Source organism: Streptomyces asiaticus (assembly GCF_018138715.1).
Classification (GTDB): Bacteria; Actinomycetota; Actinomycetes; order Streptomycetales; family Streptomycetaceae; genus Streptomyces; species Streptomyces asiaticus.
This window is the reverse complement of record NZ_JAGSHX010000006.1, coordinates 1,101,548-1,116,979: the sequence shown is the minus strand read 5'-3', so window position 1 is coordinate 1,116,979 and position 15,432 is coordinate 1,101,548. Positions and strand designations below refer to the sequence as shown.

9 protein-coding genes and 1 pseudogene are annotated in these 15,432 nt (G+C 71.8%); 1 reads left to right on the top strand and 9 read right to left on the bottom strand.

Going from position 1 to position 15,432, the window contains the following annotated elements; genetic code table 11:
- Window positions 1–94: 94 nt before the first annotated feature.
- From KHP12_RS12300 to KHP12_RS12260, 9 genes are all read right to left on the bottom strand, one after another.
- Complete coding sequence (locus KHP12_RS12300; RefSeq protein ID WP_086880885.1) at window positions 95–1,696, bottom strand: penicillin-binding transpeptidase domain-containing protein; 1,602 nt, start codon at window positions 1,694–1,696, stop codon at window positions 95–97.
- Window positions 1,697–1,781: 85 nt separating this feature from the next.
- The gene (locus KHP12_RS12295; RefSeq protein ID WP_078559756.1) at window positions 1,782–1,973 is read right to left on the bottom strand and encodes a hypothetical protein; all 192 of its coding nucleotides are present in this window, start codon (window positions 1,971–1,973) and stop codon (window positions 1,782–1,784) included.
- Window positions 1,974–2,150: 177 nt separating this feature from the next.
- Window positions 2,151–2,819: a LutC/YkgG family protein gene (locus KHP12_RS12290; protein ID WP_244202662.1), complete on the bottom strand. Its 669-nt coding sequence runs from the start codon at window positions 2,817–2,819 to the stop codon at window positions 2,151–2,153.
- Window positions 2,820–2,926: 107 nt separating this feature from the next.
- Entirely contained in the window at window positions 2,927–4,411 is a 1,485-nt protein-coding gene (locus KHP12_RS12285; RefSeq protein ID WP_211834840.1) for a lactate utilization protein B, read from the bottom strand.
- 29 nt (window positions 4,412–4,440) lie between these two features.
- On the bottom strand, window positions 4,441–5,193 hold the full coding sequence (locus KHP12_RS12280) for a (Fe-S)-binding protein (RefSeq protein ID WP_086880887.1): 753 nt from the start codon (window positions 5,191–5,193) through the stop codon (window positions 4,441–4,443).
- Window positions 5,184–6,731 carry a rhamnulokinase gene (locus tag KHP12_RS12275; RefSeq protein WP_211832939.1) on the bottom strand — a complete coding sequence of 516 codons (1,548 nt, stop codon included), beginning with the start codon at window positions 6,729–6,731 and terminating at the stop codon, window positions 5,184–5,186. The genes KHP12_RS12280 and KHP12_RS12275 overlap by 10 nt, the downstream gene beginning before the upstream one ends.
- Window positions 6,732–6,849: 118 nt before the next feature.
- Complete coding sequence (locus KHP12_RS12270; RefSeq protein WP_211832938.1) at window positions 6,850–8,889, bottom strand: bifunctional aldolase/short-chain dehydrogenase; 2,040 nt, start codon at window positions 8,887–8,889, stop codon at window positions 6,850–6,852.
- Window positions 8,890–9,063: 174 nt separating this feature from the next.
- Complete coding sequence (gene rhaI, locus KHP12_RS12265) at window positions 9,064–10,224, bottom strand: L-rhamnose isomerase (RefSeq protein ID WP_210610233.1); 1,161 nt, start codon at window positions 10,222–10,224, stop codon at window positions 9,064–9,066.
- Window positions 10,225–10,254: 30 nt separating this feature from the next.
- Complete coding sequence (locus KHP12_RS12260) at window positions 10,255–13,485, bottom strand: alpha-L-rhamnosidase (RefSeq protein ID WP_210610235.1); 3,231 nt, start codon at window positions 13,483–13,485, stop codon at window positions 10,255–10,257.
- A gap of 224 nt (window positions 13,486–13,709) precedes the next feature.
- Here KHP12_RS12260 and KHP12_RS12255 point away from each other — a divergent pair.
- Window positions 13,710–15,224, top strand: a pseudogene (locus tag KHP12_RS12255) (sugar ABC transporter ATP-binding protein); the annotation flags it as partial.
- Window positions 15,225–15,432: the final 208 nt, after the last annotated feature.

The window sequence follows — 15,432 nt, the reverse complement described above, 5'->3', positions numbered from 1 at the left end:
TGTGGGCCAGACCATAGACAACCCCTTCGGCCAACCCTTGTACGAAGCGTCGGGGCAGCTGGGGACGGCAGACGTGGAGAGCTGAGCGGAAGGCTCAGCCCGCGTCGAGCACCGCGCGGACGACGGGCCCGGCGGCATCCCCGCCGTGCCCACCGCCGGTGACCACGGCGGCGGCCGCCACATCGTTCCGGTAGGCGGTGAACCAGGCGTTGGTCTCGGGCTGGCCGTCGATCTCGGCCGAACCCGTCTTGGCCCCGATGTCCCCGGTGAGCCCGGACATCGCCCGGGCGGCGGTGCCGCTGGTCGCGGTCAGCCGCATCATGGCCTTCAGCTGCGAGACGGTGGCCGGGCTGAGCCCGCGGTCGCTGGTGGCGATCTCCCGGTGGTCGACGGAGCGCGGTACGAGGACGGGCTGCCTGAAGGTGCCCGTCCGGGCGGTGGCCGTGACCGAGGCGATGGTGAGCGGATTCATCTGGACCGTGCCCTGGCCGATCATGGCCGCGGCCTTGGCGTCGCCGCTTCCGCCCGGCACCTCGCCGTCGAAGGTGGTGACCCCCACCCGCCAGTTCAGCCCGAGCCCGAACACGGTCCGCGCCTCCTGGGCCAACGCGCCATCGGGCACCGCTCCGGCGAGCGATACGAACGCGGTGTTGCAGGACGCCGCGAAGTCCTGGGCGAAGGTGGCGGCGGGGTTCTCGCTGTCCTCCACGTTGTGGAACATCATGCCTTGTGCGTACGCCGCCGTCTTCGGACACGGCACCGGGCGGCTCGGGCTGACCTTGCCGGCCTCCAGCAGCGTGGCCGCGGTGACTATCTTGAACGTGGACCCCGGCGCCGTCTGCCCCTGCAACGCGGCGTTGAACTCGGCCTGGTCGGAGTTGGCCACCGCCAGGATCGCCCCGGTGCTGGGCTTGAGCGCCACCACGGAGGCACCGTCGCGCGTGGCCACCGCCTGCTCCGCGCTCTTCTGCACCCCGGCGTCGAGAGTCGTGCGCAGCGTGCCCGGGGTGCCCTTCGTCACCACATGGAGCGTGGCCCCGGCGGTCCCGTCGGGCTTGACCGCCGAGACCTCCACCCGGGCCTTTCCGCCCGCGTCCGCGCCGTATCTCGCGCGCAGCGCGATCAGCACCGGGTCGAGCGAGGGATAACGGCCCTGCCGCAGCTCCTTGCCGTCCCGGTCCAGCACCCGGACCGGCGGATTGTCCGCCAGATCCGTCCGTACGGACGCATCGGCGCCCAGCTTGGGGTGGAGGACGGAGGGCCTCCAGTCGACCAGCGGCTTCTTGGTCGTCCGGCCGCGCACCACGGTCAGCCGTGAGGTGTAGGTCCAGCTGGACCGGGCCTTGCCGAAGACCACTTCGGCCTTGACGGTGAACGGGACCGTGGTGCCCCGCGCCGTGCCCGGGGTGGTCGTCACCTTCTTCACATGCCCGTCGTCGCGGTAGCCGCTGAGGGCGCCGATGGCCGACTCGGCGTCGTTGGTGAGCCCGGCGGCGAGCATGTCATTGCCGTCCGCCCACGCGTCCAGGAACTCCCGCGCGGTCCGCCGGGCCTCGTCGCCGGTCACCGGACCGTCATGGGCCGTGGTGGTGTCGCCGCCGGTCACGCCCGAGTAGAGGTTGTATCCGCCGTAGCCGGCGACCCCCAGGAGCCCCACTGACAGCGCCCCTAAGACGACCTTCCCCACGGCCCGCATGGCGTCCCCCCGATGTTCACCTGTGGTCGGCCGCTTTCACCTTCGTGGGTGGCGCGGGCCGTTGCGCGCATCGCCCCCGTGCCGCTCAGGCGGCCTTTTCCACCTCGCCGCGCAACGCCCGTGTGTAGACCTTCAGCAACCGGCTGTACTCGGCCCGCTCGGAAGGCCGCAGTGCCCGGCCTGCCCGGGCCCGCAGAAAGACGCGTATCGCCTCGTTGGCCTGGTCGGTGGCGGGGCTGGTCAGTAAGGCGGGTTGGTGAGTAGGAGTCGGACGCATGACCACAAGAGTAGAGGCCCCTACCGACAATGGCATCGGCGTAAACCGCCCAACAGGGGTGTTACCGGCGGTATGTGAGGAAGACCGCATCCCCTGCGCAGGTGTTCCCCTCTATGTCCCCGTGGCATATGCCCCACCACGGCAGGGGTATGCCTCCTGGGCTCCCCTGGCGTTGCATCAGCTCTGACCAGCGGATTCCGGCCCGGTGAGGATCACTTCGAGGGTACGGGGGCCATGGACGCCTTCGACGCGGTCGAGTTCGATGTCGCTGGTCGCGGAGGGTCCCGAGATCCAGGTCAACGGGCGGGCCGGGTCGAGGCGTTCGAGCGCCTCGGGGACGGAGCCCACGACCTGGTCGGTGACGCGGATCACGCAGATGTGGTGATCGGGCACCAGGGTGATGCGGCGACGGCCCTGGTCGGGGCCGGCGTCGAGGACCACGGTGCCGGTCTCGGCGATGGCCACCGCACAGCCCGTCACCACGCTGGAGACCGCGTCCAGGTCGTGCGGGGTCAGCTCCGCCGTGTCCGGAACCCGGCGCACCGCGCCGGGGACGGCGGACAGCCATGAGGCGGGGAGGCCCGGGGGTACGGCCACACTGGTCGCGCCGCGGTCGGCGAGGAGGCGGGCGATCAGGGCCGGGAGGGACGACGGGGTGTCGGGGGACGACGGGGTGTCGGCGCGGTGGACGATCGCGCGGTAGTCGGCCAGGTTCTCCGCGAGGAGGTCCGCGGTCTGCGCGGAGCTGCGGTCGCCGTGGACGCGGTGGTAGGTGCGCTCGACCGGCACCTCGCCGGGTGTCTCGGCGCGTGGCACATCGGCCAGGGCGCGGCGGATGCGGGCCATGACCAGGGCGCGCGAGTCCGGGCCCTGGGAGCCGGGGCTCTGGGCGGCGGGGCTCTGGGCGACGGAGTGGTGCGCGCCGGGGTTCCGGGAGCCGGGGTCTCGCGGGGTCATGTGGTGTCCTTCCTTCCCTCCGTGCCGCTCCCGGTGCCGCTCCCGCCCCGGGTGCGTTGCCACCAGTCGCGGAACGACTCCTCCGGCACCTTCGGCAGCTCCCGCGTATCGCTCCACGCCCGCCCCGGACCGGGCAGCCGCCGCGGATGGAAGCGGCGGGTGCGGGAGGCCAGCCGCTGGCCGGTGCGCAGCAGCCGGGGGTGGTCCAGGGCCCAGCGGGCGGCGCGCATCGCGGCGCGCTCGGCGGCGTGGCCCTTGGCGGGCTTGATGACCGTACGGGTGCCACGGACGGAGGCGGGGCCGCCCTCGACCACCCGCTCGCGCAGATGGACCAGGATCTCCGGGATGTCGATGGCGACCGGGCACACCTCGTAGCACGCCCCGCACAGGGACGAGGCGTACGGGAGCGAGGCGTCCAGTTCGCTCTGGGTGCCGCGCAGTTGGGGGGTGAGGATCGCGCCGATCGGCCCCGGGTACGCCGATCCGTACGCATGGCCGCCCGCCCGCTCGTACACCGGGCACACATTGAGACACGCCGAGCACCGGATGCAGCGCAGCGCCTGCCGGCCCACGGTGTCGGCGAGGGTGTCGGTGCGGCCGTTGTCGAGCAGGACGAGGTGGAAGGCGCGCGGACCGTCGGCGTCCGTGGTGCCGGTCCAGGTGGAGGTGTACGGGTTCATCCGCTCGGCGGTCGAGGAGCGCGGCAGCAGCTGGAGGAAGACCTCCAGGTCCTGGAAGGTGGGGACCACCTTCTCGATGCCGACGACGGAGATCAGCGTCTCGGGGAGGGTCAGGCACATCCGGCCGTTGCCCTCGGATTCCACGACCACGAGCGTGCCGGTCTCCGCGACCATGAAGTTGGCGCCGGAGATCCCCACCTTGGCGTTCAGGAACTTCTCGCGGAGGTGGAGCCGCGCGGCCTCGGCGAGGTCGGCGGGCGCGTCGGTCAGCCCGTCCGGGGCCGGGCGGCCCCACTGCGACATCTTCTCCGTGAAGATGTCCCGGATCTCACCCCGGTTGCGGTGGATCGCCGGGACCAGGATGTGCGACGGGAGGTCGTCGCCGAGCTGCACGATCAGCTCGGCGAGATCGGTCTCGTACGCGGTGATCCCGGCCGTGGCGAGCGCGCCGTTCAGGCCGATCTCCTGCGTGGCCATCGACTTGACCTTGACGACCTCGCGCTCGCCCGTGGCCCGCACCAGCTCGGTGACGATCCGGTTCGCCTCGTCGGCGTCCGCCGCCCAGTGGATTTGGCCGCCGGCCGCCGTGACCGCGCTCTCCAACTGCTCCAGATACTGGTCGAGATGGCGCAGCGTACGGTCCTTGATGGCCGCGCCCGCGGCGCGCAGCCGCGACCAGTCGTCCAGTTCGGCCACGGCCGTGGCACGCTTGGCGCGGATGGTGTGGGTGGCGTGGCGGAGGTTGGCACGCAAATGGGTGTTCCGGGTCGAGGCGTTGGCCGCCTGGGGGAAGGCGGGCATCCCCAGGTAGGTGGCCTGGTGGGTTCCGCTCACCAGACGTCTCCTTCCGTGCTGGCCAGGATCTCGGCGAGGTGGACGGGGCGGACCGTGGAGCCCTGGCGGGCGAGTGTGCCGCCGATGTGCAGCTGGCAGGAGTTGTCGAGGGTGCACACGGCCTCGGCGCCGGTCGCCGTGATGTTGCGGGCCTTGTCCGCCCCCATGGCCGCCGAGACCGCCGCGTTCTTGACGGCGAACGTACCGCCGAAACCACAGCACTCCTCGGCGCCCGGCAGCTCCACCAGGTTCAGCCCCTTCACGGCGGCGAGGAGCGAGCGCGGGCGGTCGCCGAGCTTCAGCATCCGCAGCCCGTGGCAGGTGGGGTGGTAGGTCACGGTGTGCGGGTAGTACGCGCCGACATCCGTGACCTTCAGGACGTCCGTGAGGAATTCGGTGAGTTCGTACGTCTTGGGGACCGCCTCGGCCGCCACGTTCGCGAGCTCCTGGCCCCGCCCCTCGGCGGCGGCCTTCGCGCCCATCCGGGGGTAGTTGTCCCGCACCATCGCCGCGCATGACCCCGAGGGGGTCACCACGTATTCGTAGTCGCGGAACGCCGTGGCGTAGCGGCGCATCAGCGGTTCGGTCTCATGCCGGTAGCCGGTGTTGAACTGCGGCTGGCCGCAGCAGCTCTGCGCCTCCGGGAAGCCGACTTCCACGCCGAGCCGCTCGAGGAGCGTGACCACGGCTTGGCCGGTGCGCGGATAGAGGGTGTCGTTGACGCAGGTGATGAAGAGCGCTACGCGCACGGTTCCTCCTCGTCGCCCTGGCCGGTGGCGGCCCTTGTGACCGATGCGTCTCCGAGCCGGGCGGCTGCCCGGTCCCACGCCGAATGATCACCTGTGGGCTCATACTGCCTCAGAGGCTGGGTGCTGTGAAGCAGGGCGCGCAACTCGGGCAGGCCACCGGTGATCACTCCGGCCGTCCGCGCCTGTACCAGTACATTTCCGAGGGCCGCCGCCTCGGCCGGGCCCGCGATCACGGGGAGGCCGCAGGCGTCGGCGGTGAGCTGGCACAACAGCGTGTTGTGCACACCGCCGCCGACGATGTGTACGGCGCTGACCGTACGGCCGGACAGCCGGGTGGCGTCCTCGATCGCGCGGCGGTGGGCCAGGGCGAGGGAGTCCAGGACGCAGCGGGTGGTCTCGGCGGGGGTGCGGGGGATGGGCTGGCCGGTGCGGCGGCAGGCGTCGGCGATGCGGTCGGGCATGTGGTGGGGGGCGATGAAGGCGGGGTCGCCGGCGTCCACGACTGAGCGGAGGGAGGTGGCTTGGGCTGCGGCTTGGAGTAGGGCGGTGAGGGCTGTGGTGCTCGTATTGCCCGCGCGGGCGGTTTCGGTGTCCCAGGCGCGGATGCACTCCTGGAGCATCCACAGGCCCATGATGTTGCGCAGATAGCGGACCGTGCCGTCCACACCCAGCTCATTGGTGAAGTTGGCCGCGCGGCTCTCCTCCGTGAGCACGGGCGCGTCCAGTTCGAGTCCCGCGAGGGACCAGGTGCCGGTGGCGATGTACGCGAAGTCGGGCGTGGTGGCCGGTACGCCGACGACGGCGGACGCGGTGTCGTGCGAGCCGACGGCGGTCACGGGGAGGGGGCGGGCGAGGCCCGTCTCGGTGAGAACGTCCTGGCGCAGGGTTCCGGCGGGGTCGCCCGGGTGGCGGAGGGGAGGGAAGAGCGACAGGTCGATGCCCAGCGCCTTCGCCACCGGAGTGGCCCAGTCGCGGGTGCGGGGGTCGATCAGCTGGGTGGTGGAGGCGTTGGTCAGTTCGGTGCCGGGCTCGCCGGTCAGCCAGTACGAGATGAGGTCGGGGATGAGGAGGAGGCGGTGGGCGGCGGTGAGGGTGGGGGTGCCTTGCGCCGCGATGAGCTGGTAGATGGTGTTGAAGGGGAGGTGCTGGATGCCGGTGGCGGCGTAGAGGGCTGGGGGCGGGAGCGTGGCCGCGACCTTTTCGGCGGCGCCGGTGGTGCGGGTGTCGCGGTAGTGGACGGGGTTGGCGAGCAGGGTGCCGTCGGTGGCGAGCAGGCCGTAGTCCACGGCCCAGGTGTCGATGCCGATGCTGGTCAGGGTGTCGCCCGTATGCACGGCAGCTGCCTTGAGGCCGTTCAGGACGCCCTGGTGGAGCGACAGGATGTCCCAGTGCAGGGTGCCCAGGACCCGGGTTGGCTGGTTGGGGAAGCGGTGCGCCTCGTGGAGGGTCAGCCGATCGGGGGCGACCTCCCCGACGATGACGCGGCCGCTGGAGGCGCCGAGGTCTACGGCGGCGAAGCGGTGTTCTGTGGTGGGCACGTGGACCTCGTGGTGGGTGGTGGGTGGTGGGGTGCGTGGTGGTTGCCGTGGTTCGTACGGGCGGGGGCCGGGGCCTCCGGGGCGGGGCCCCTCCGACCCCGTCCCCCTCACGCGCGTGTCAGCGCAGGAACGCCGCCGCGACGCCGGCGTCGACCGGGATGTGCAGACCCGTGGTGTGCGTCAGGTCGCCGCCAATGAGGGCGAAGACGGCGTTCGCCACGTGGGAGGGGAGCACTTCGCGCTTGAGCAGGGTGCGTTGGGCGTAGAACTCGCCCAGCTTCTCCTCGGGGACGCCGTACACGGCCGCGCGCTGTGCGCCCCAGCCGCCCGCGAAGATTCCGGAGCCTTGGACGACGCCGTCGGGGTTCACGCCGTTGACGCGGATGCCGTGCTCGCCCAATTCGGCTGCCAGGAGGCGGACTTGGTGGGCCTGGTCGGCCTTGGACGCGGAGTAGGCGATGTTGTTCGGGCCCGCGAACACGGCGTTCTTGGAGGTGATGTACACGATGTCGCCGCCCATGTTCTGGGCTGTGAATACGCGGGCCGCTTCGCGGGAGGCCAGGAAACTGCCCCGCGCCATGATGGTGTGCTGAAGGTCCCAGTCGGCGGTGGTGGTGTCGAGGAGCGGCTTGGAGATGCTGATCCCGGCGTTGTTGACGAGGATGTCCACGCCGCCGAAGTCCAGCGCCGCCTGATCGAACGCCGCCTTGATCTGGTCTTCCGAGGTGACGTCGGCGGCGACGGCCGTGGCCTTGTCCGGGCCGCCCAGCTCCTGGGCCACGGCCTGCGCCGATTCCGCGTTGATGTCCGCGACGACGACGCATGCGCCCTCGGCCACGAGGCGGTGGGCGATCGCCTTGCCGATGCCGGACCCGGCGCCGGTCACCAGGGCGATGCGGGTGGCGAGGGGCTTCGGCTTGGGCATGCGCTGGAGCTTGGCTTCTTCGAGTGCCCAGTACTCGATGCGGAACTTCTCCGACTCCTCGATGGGGGAGTAGGCGGAAACCGCTTCGGCGCCGCGCATGACGTTGATCGCGTTGACGTAGAACTCGCCTGCCACGCGGGCCGTTTGCTTGTCCTTGCCGTAGCTGAACATCCCGACGCCGGGGATCAGCACGATGGCGGGATCCGCGCCGCGCATGGGCGGGGAGTCAGGGGTGGCGTGGCGTTCGTAGTAGGCCGCGTAGTCGGTGCGGTACGCGGCGTGGAGTTCCTTGAGTCGGACGATCGCGTCGTCGAGGGGCGCGTCCGGAGGGAGATCCAGGACCAGGGGGCGGACCTTGGTACGGAGGAAGTGGTCCGGGCAGGAGGTGCCGAGAGCCGCCAGGCGGGGGTGTTCGGCGCGGGAGAGGAAGTCCAGGACGGTGTCGTCGTCCGTGAAGTCGCCCACCTGGGGGCGGTCCGTGGAGGCCAGTCCTCGGAGCACGGGGGCCAGGGCGGCGGCACGGGCGCGGCGTTCGGCCTCGGGGAGGGTGGGGTGGATGACGGGGCCGAACGGGTCCGCCTTGCCGCGTGCGGTGAGGAACTCCTCGGCCGTGCGGATGATGCGGAGCGAGTTCGCCTCGCACACGTCGGAGGTGTCGCCCCAGGCGGTGATGCCGTGGCCGCCGAGGATGCAGCCGATGGCCTGCGGGTTGGCCTTCTTGATGGCGGCGATGTCCAGGCCCAGCTGGAAGCCGGGACGGCGCCAGGGCACCCAGACGACCTGGTTGCCGAAACACTCCTTGGTGAGCGCCTCGCCGTCGGCCGCGCAGGCGAGGGCGATACCGGAGTCGGGGTGGAGGTGGTCGACATGGGCTGCGTCCACCAGACCGTGCATGGCGGTGTCGATGGACGGCGCGGCCCCGCCCTTGCCGTGCAGGCAGTAGTCGAACGCCGCCACCATCTCATCCTCGCGGTCCACCCCGGGGTAGACACCGGTGAGCGCACGAAGGCGGTCCAGCCGGAGCGCGGCGAGCCCGGAGTGAGTGAGGGTCCCCAGATCGCCACCGGAGCCCTTGACCCACATCAGCTCGACGTCCTGGCCCGTGACGGGATCGGTCGCGGTGCCCTTGGCGGAGGTGTTTCCCCCCGCGTAGTTGGTATTGCGGGGGTCGGCGCCCAGACGGTGCGAGCGCTCCAACAGCGCGCCCGCCTCGGGATGCGGTTCTGCGGTCATGTCGTCCTCTGCGTGTGGACCGGTCTCAGCGAATTGCGGTGACGAAAAGCGCGCCCCGCGTGGGCGCGCCCGAGGGGGTCAGGGGCTTGCGTTGAAGCCCCGGGGGGCTGGGGCGGAGCCCCAGAGGGGCCCGGGGGCTTGCCCCCCGGTTTTGGGGAGGCGCGCCGCCAGGCGTTACGCACCCCACCCCGCCTGCTCTCCCCCCACCCGCTCCGCCACGATCCGCTCCGCCCACCCCGAGGCCCGGTACGCCGCCATCGGGTCCGGGGCGATGCCCAGTTCCTCCCGGACCTCGGCCAGCAGCGGCCGTACGTCCGTGTTGTACGCGTCCATCAACACCGCGTTCGCGCCGAGTACATCGCCCTCGCGCTGAGCCGTGGCGAGGGCGTCGCGGTCGACCAGGAGGGCCTTGGCCGTGGCCTCCTGGACGTTCATCACGGAGCGGATGATCGCCGGGATCTTGGGCTCGATGTTGTGGCACTGGTCGAGCATGAAGGCCACGCCCGAGGTCAGCCCGCCGCCCCGGACCACCTCGTACATGATCCGGAAGAGCTGGAAGGGATCGGCGGCGCCCACCATCAGGTCGTCGTCGGCGTAGAAGCGGGAGTTGAAGTCGAAGGCGCCGAGCTTCCCCTCGCGCAGAAGCAGGGCGACGATGAACTCGATGTTGGTGCCGGGCGCGTGGTGGCCGGTGTCCACGCAGACCTGGGCCTTGGGGCCCAGCTTGAGGCAGTGGGCGTAGGCGGTGCCCCAGTCCGGCACGTCCGTGGTGTAGAAGGCGGGCTCGAAGAACTTGTACTCCAGCAGCATCCGCTGCTCCTCGCCGAGACGCCCGTAGACCGCGCTCAGCGCCTCGGCGAGGCGGTCCTGGCGGGCCGCGATGTCGTCCTGGCCGGGGTAGTTGGTGCCGTCGGAGAACCAGAGCTTGAGGTCGCGGGAGCCCGTGGCGTCCATGATGTCGACGCACTCCAGGAGGTGGCCCAGCGCCTTGCGGCGGACCGCCGGGTCGGGGTGGGTGACCGAGCCCAGCTTGTAGTCGTCGTCCTGGAAGACGTTGGAGTTGATGGCGCCCAGCTTCAGGCCGCGTTCCTCCGCGTACTTGGCGAGCGCCCCGTAGTCCTCGACCGCGTCCCAGGGGATGTGCAGGGCGACCGTGGGGGCGACCCCGGTGAAGGCGTGCACCTGGGCGGCGTCGTCCAGCTTCTCCTGGGGGGTGCGCGGGACGCCGGGCTGGGCGAAGACCTTGAAGCGGGTTCCGGAGTTGCCGTACGCCCATGACGGCGTCTCGACCGCCTGGCTCTTGAGGGCCGCCTTCACGGCTGGAACGTCAGACATGAATCTCCTTCATGAAACGATTCAAGAAACCTAGCCGCGCGGTCGGCCACGCGTCAAGAAGTGGTGGGTCCCCGACCCCACGGCGAACACCGCGCAGCCGTCCGCCATGCGCAGCAGACGGGCGCCGCGAGCGGTCACGTCCGCCGCGCGGCGCGCCGGAACCCAGATCTGGGCCGTGGTGTTGACGGGGATGGACACCGTGAGGGTGAAGTCCCCGCCGTTGTCCCCGCCCCCGCCGTTGTCCCCGCCCTGCGACCAGCGGGTGGTGACCGGGCCGTAGAGGGAGTCGTAGCGGCCCTCGGCGGAGCGCACCTCGCCACCGGGCCGGGGCCGGATGAGGATCTCGCGGAAGCCGGGCGCGGCCGGGGCGATCCCGGTGATGTTCTGGTACATCCACTCGCCGACCGAGCCGTAGGCGTAGTGGTTGAACGAGTTCATCCCGACGTCCTGGAAGCTCCCGTCCGGCTTGATCGAGTCCCAGCGCTCCCACATCGTGGTCGCGCCCCGGTCGATCTGGTAGCCCCAGGAGGGGAACGTGCGCTGGTGGAGCAGGCGGTACGCGACGTCGGTGTGACCGGTCTCGGTGAGCGTCGGAAGCAGCCGCGGGGTGCCGAGGAAACCGGTGGACAGATGCCAGTCGCGGTCCTTGACGAGGGCGACGAGGCGATCGGCCGCGGGTGTGCGGAGGTTCGCCGGGAGCAGGTCCATGGAGAGCGCCAGGACGTACGCGGTCTGGGTGTCGCCCTTGATCCTGCCGTCGGCGGAGACGTACGCGCGGTTGAAGGCCGCCTTGATACGGGTCAGGAGGTCTTCGTACGGGGCCGGGTCCTCGCCCAGGACGTGTGCGGTGCGGGCGACGAGGTCGGTGACGTGGGCGAAGTAGGCGGTGGCGATGACGTCCTTGGGGGTGTCCGCCTCGACGCTGAGCCAGTCGCCGTAGCCCTCGGCGGGCCGCAGCAGGTCGGTGCTGTGCCGCTCCAGATAGCTGATCCAGCGCCGCATGGCGGGCCAGTTCTCGCGCAGCACCTCGGTGTCGCCGTACGCCTGGTAGAGGTTCCAGGGCACGGTCACCCCGGCGTCGCCCCAGCCCGCCACGCCGTTGCCGACGTCGCCGAGGTGCGGCGCCACATCGGGGTAGGAGCCCTCGTCGGTCTGGCCGTCACGCAGGTCCTGGAGCCACTTGGTGAGGAAGCGGGCGGACTCCATGGTGTACGCGGCGGTGCTGGAGAACACGTTGATGTCGCCGGTCCAGCCGAGCCGTTCGTCCCGTGCCGGGGTGTCGGTGGGGATGGACAGGAAGTTGCCCCGCAGACCCCAGGTGATGTTGGAGTGCAGCTGGTTGAGCATCGCCGAGTCGGTGTGGAACGACAGGGTGAACGGGGCTGCGGTGTGCATCACCCGGCCGGTGATCGCGTCGAGGGAGGGCGTTCCGGGGTAGCCCGTGACCTCGACGTAGCGGAAGCCGTGGAAGGTGAAGCGCGGCTCGTAGGTCTCCCGGCCACCGCCCTTGAGGGTGTAGGTGTCGACGGGGCGGGCGGTGCGCAGATTGGCCGTGTAGGCGGTGCCGTCCGGGCCCAGCACCTCGGCGTGGCGGATCCGGACCTTGTGGCCGGCCGGGCCGGAGACCGTGAGGCGGACGCTGCCGACCATGTTCTGGCCCAGGTCGAAGAGGTGGACACCGGGGGCGGGTTCGGTGACCTTGACCGGCTTGATCTCGCGTTCCACCCGGGTCGGGGCGTCGGTCTGGGCCACCACCTCGGCGGTGATGTCCGAGGCCGTGACGGCGGGCTGCCAGCCGGTGTCGTCGAAGCCCGGTGAGGTCCAGCCGGGGGTCTCCGCGCGGGCGTCGTACTCCTCGCCCATCAGCAGGTCGGCGGTGAGCAGCGGGCCGGTGGCCGCCCGCCACTGCTGGTCGGTGGTGATGCGCTCGGTGCTGCCGTCGGTGTACGTGACCTCCAGCTGGGCGAGCAGGGCGGGGTGGTCGCCGTACTGGGTCTGGCCGAACCAGGCGATGTTCCCGGCGTACCAGCCGGGGGCGAGGGTCACCCCGAGGGCGTTCGTCCCACGGCGGAGGGCGTCGGTGACGTCGTAGGTCTGGTACGCCACGCGCTTGCGGTAGTCGGTCCAGCCGGGCGCCAGCTGGTCGCGGCCCACGCGGACGCCGTTGAGGTGGGCTTCGTAGAGGCCCAGCGCCGTGGAGTAGAGCCGGGCGCGCGCCACGGGCTTGGTGAGCCGGAAGGTGCGGCGCAGCTGGGCGGGGGACTGGAGCGGGAGCACTTTGCCCCAGGGCCCGCCGCCCCAGGCCGCCAGTTCCTTGGCGGTGGCCCAGCCGCTGTCGTCGTAGTCCGGGTCCGCCCAGGCGGCGGGGGGTTCGGTGGCGGTCGTGCGCCAGGTGGCGTCCGTGTGGTGATGGGTGGTGCCGTCCTCGGTGGTGAGCTCCAGGGTGGCCAGCAGCCCCGCCGGGCCCTTCTCGGCGTTGGTGGCCGCGACGGCGAGGGTGGCGGCGCCCTCGTCGAGGAATTCGGTGACGTCGACGGTGACCGGATGGCTCCATGCCTTGAGGACGCCCACCGCCTCACGGGCGGCGACCTCGGTGCCGTTCACCTGGGCGGTGAAGCCGTCGTCGGCCGCCACCACCAGCCGGGCGCGGCGGACGCTGCCCGGGGCGTGGACGGTGGTACGGAACCACCGGGTGGCCGCCGGGGCCTCGGTGGCCGGATCCCCCTCGGGGAACCAGATCCAGGAGGCGCCCTCCAGGGACGGCGGCGCGGTCAGCGCGGCGGGCGCGGCGACCCAACGGGCCTGCCACTGACCGGAGTTGATCAGCCCGGTCTCCCACCAGGCGGGGGCGGACCACGGGGAGGGGCGGCCCTGGCCGTCCCAGACCCGCACCGACCAGTGGTAGCGGGTGCGCGGACGCAGGGCCGGGCCGTCGTAGGGGACCAGGACCGACTGGCGCGATGCCGTCCTGCCGCTGTCCCAGACGTCCGGCTCGCCGAGCCGGTCGGGGGAGGTGGCGACCCGGATGTGGTACGCGCTCTGGAGCTGGTCGCGGGCGTCCGAGTCGAGGATCCAGCTCAGCCGGGGGCGGGCGGTGTCGAGGCCGAGCGGGTGGGGTGCGTACTCCACCGTGGTGCTCCGGACCCGCAGCCCCGCGCCGGGGCGTTCCTCGGCGGTGGCGGACGGGGTGAGGGCGGGCAGACCCGTGAGGGCCGTACCGGTGGCGGCGGTGGTGGCGAGCAGGTGGCGTCTGCTGATCATGGGCTTCCTCCAGGGACGACTGGATGGGAACGACCGATGAAAACGATTCAACCCAAGGCGCATGGACCGTAGGGCCGGGGCTCAGCGCGCGTCAAGGGGGCTGGGGAGATGTGGGTATATCCCGTGCACACCCCCTTGACGGCCGCATAGGGCGCGGCTAGCTTCCCGGAATCCGGCATTGAAACATTTCATTTGTTGCCCCTGCGTACGCGTCAGGAGACTCCGTGAGCCAGCCTGCTTCGACCGGTGTGCCGGTCCTCGCCCTCGAGGGGGTGAACAAATCCTTCGGCGCCGTACGGGCCCTCCGGGACGTCTCGCTCGAGCTCTTCGCCGGTGAGGCCCATGCCCTGGCCGGTGAGAACGGGGCGGGCAAGTCGACGCTCATCAAGATCCTTGCCGGGGTGCACCGGCCCGACTCCGGCCGGGTGCTGCTGGACGGCGAACCGGTGGTCTTCCACGGCCCCGCCGGCGCCCGTGACGTCGGCACCGCCGTCATCTACCAGGAGCCGACGCTCTTCCCCGATCTGTCCATCGCCGAGAACATCGTCATGGGCCGTCAGCCCCGCCGGGCCCTCGGCCGGATCGACCACAAGGCCGTACGGACCTCCACCGCCGCCCTGATGGCACGGCTCGGCGTCGAACTCGACCCGGACCGGCCCGCCAGGGGCCTGTCCATCGCCGACCAGCAGATCGTCGAGATCGCCAAGGCGCTCTCCTTCGACGCCCGAGTGCTGATCATGGACGAGCCGACGGCGGCGCTCACCGGGAGCGAGACCGCCCGGCTCTTCTCGGTCGTCGAGACGCTGCGCGCCGAGGGCGCCGCCGTGCTGTTCATCTCCCACCGCCTGGAGGAGATCTTCGAGCTCTGCCAGCGGGTCACCACCCTGCGGGACGGCCGGTTGGTGGCCTCCGAGCCGCTGGCCGGGCTCACCCAGGACGCCCTGGTCCGCCGCATGGTCGGCCGGGACCTGGCCGAGCTCTACCCCAAGCAGGACAGCCGGGTCGGCGAGACCGCGCTCGCGGTGCGCCGGCTGACCCGTGAGGGCGTCTTCCGGGACGTCTCCTTCGAGGTGCGGCGCGGTGAGATCGTCGCGCTCGCCGGGCTGGTCGGCGCCGGGCGCACCGAGGTCGCCCAGGCCGTGTTCGGCGTGGACCGGGCGGACGCGGGCGAGGTGCGGGTCGGCGGGGAGGTGCTGCGGCCCGGTTCGCCGACCGCCGCCATGGACGCCGGGCTCGCGCTCGTCCCCGAGGACCGGCGCCAGCGGGGGCTGGTGATGGAGATGTCCATCGAGCGGAACATCGGGCTGACCGGCCTGGACCGGCTGGGCCGCGCGGGGCTGGTGAAACGGGCGCTGGAGCGCGGCCGCGCCGCCGACTGGGCGGTCCGGCTCCAGCTGAAGTACGGCAGCCTCGCCGACCACGTCGGGGTGCTCTCCGGCGGCAATCAGCAGAAGGTCGTGCTCGCCAAGTGGCTGGCGACCGAGCCCACGGTGCTCATCGTGGACGAGCCCACGCGCGGGATCGACGTCGGCACCAAGGCCGAGGTGCACCGGCTGCTGTCGTCGCTGGCCGCCGACGGGCTCGCGGTGCTGATGATCTCCTCCGATCTGCCCGAGGTGCTGGGCATGGCCGACCGGGTCCTGGTGATGCACGAGGGCCGGCTGGTGGCCGAGATCCCGCGCGCCGAGGCCACCGAGGAGTCGGTGATGGCCGCCGCGACCGGGCTCACGGGTGGCGCCGAAGGCGCTGGTGTCGCCGGTGAGGCCGCCGCGACCGCGCTCCCCGGCGAGGCCGCCGCGACCGGGCCCACCGATGCCACTGTCGCGAGCAAGCGCACAGGCGCCACCGCCGCGACCGGGCGTACCGACGCCAGCGGTGACACGGGCGCGAGCGGGCGTACCGATGCCACCGCCGCGAGCAGGCGCACAGGCGCCACCGCCGCGACCG

Coding starts and splice junctions, on each gene's coding strand:
- KHP12_RS12300 (WP_086880885.1), bottom strand. CDS start 1,696: ATGCGGGCCGTGGGGAAGGTCGTCTTAGGGGCGCTGTCAGTGGGGCTC.
- KHP12_RS12295 (WP_078559756.1), bottom strand. CDS start 1,973: ATGCGTCCGACTCCTACTCACCAACCCGCCTTACTGACCAGCCCCGCC.
- KHP12_RS12290 (WP_244202662.1), bottom strand. CDS start 2,819: ATGGCCCGCATCCGCCGCGCCCTGGCCGATGTGCCACGCGCCGAGACA.
- KHP12_RS12285 (WP_211834840.1), bottom strand. CDS start 4,411: ATGCCCGCCTTCCCCCAGGCGGCCAACGCCTCGACCCGGAACACCCAT.
- KHP12_RS12270 (WP_211832938.1), bottom strand. CDS start 8,889: ATGACCGCAGAACCGCATCCCGAGGCGGGCGCGCTGTTGGAGCGCTCG.
- rhaI (WP_210610233.1), bottom strand. CDS start 10,224: ATGTCTGACGTTCCAGCCGTGAAGGCGGCCCTCAAGAGCCAGGCGGTC.
- KHP12_RS12260 (WP_210610235.1), bottom strand. CDS start 13,485: ATGATCAGCAGACGCCACCTGCTCGCCACCACCGCCGCCACCGGTACG.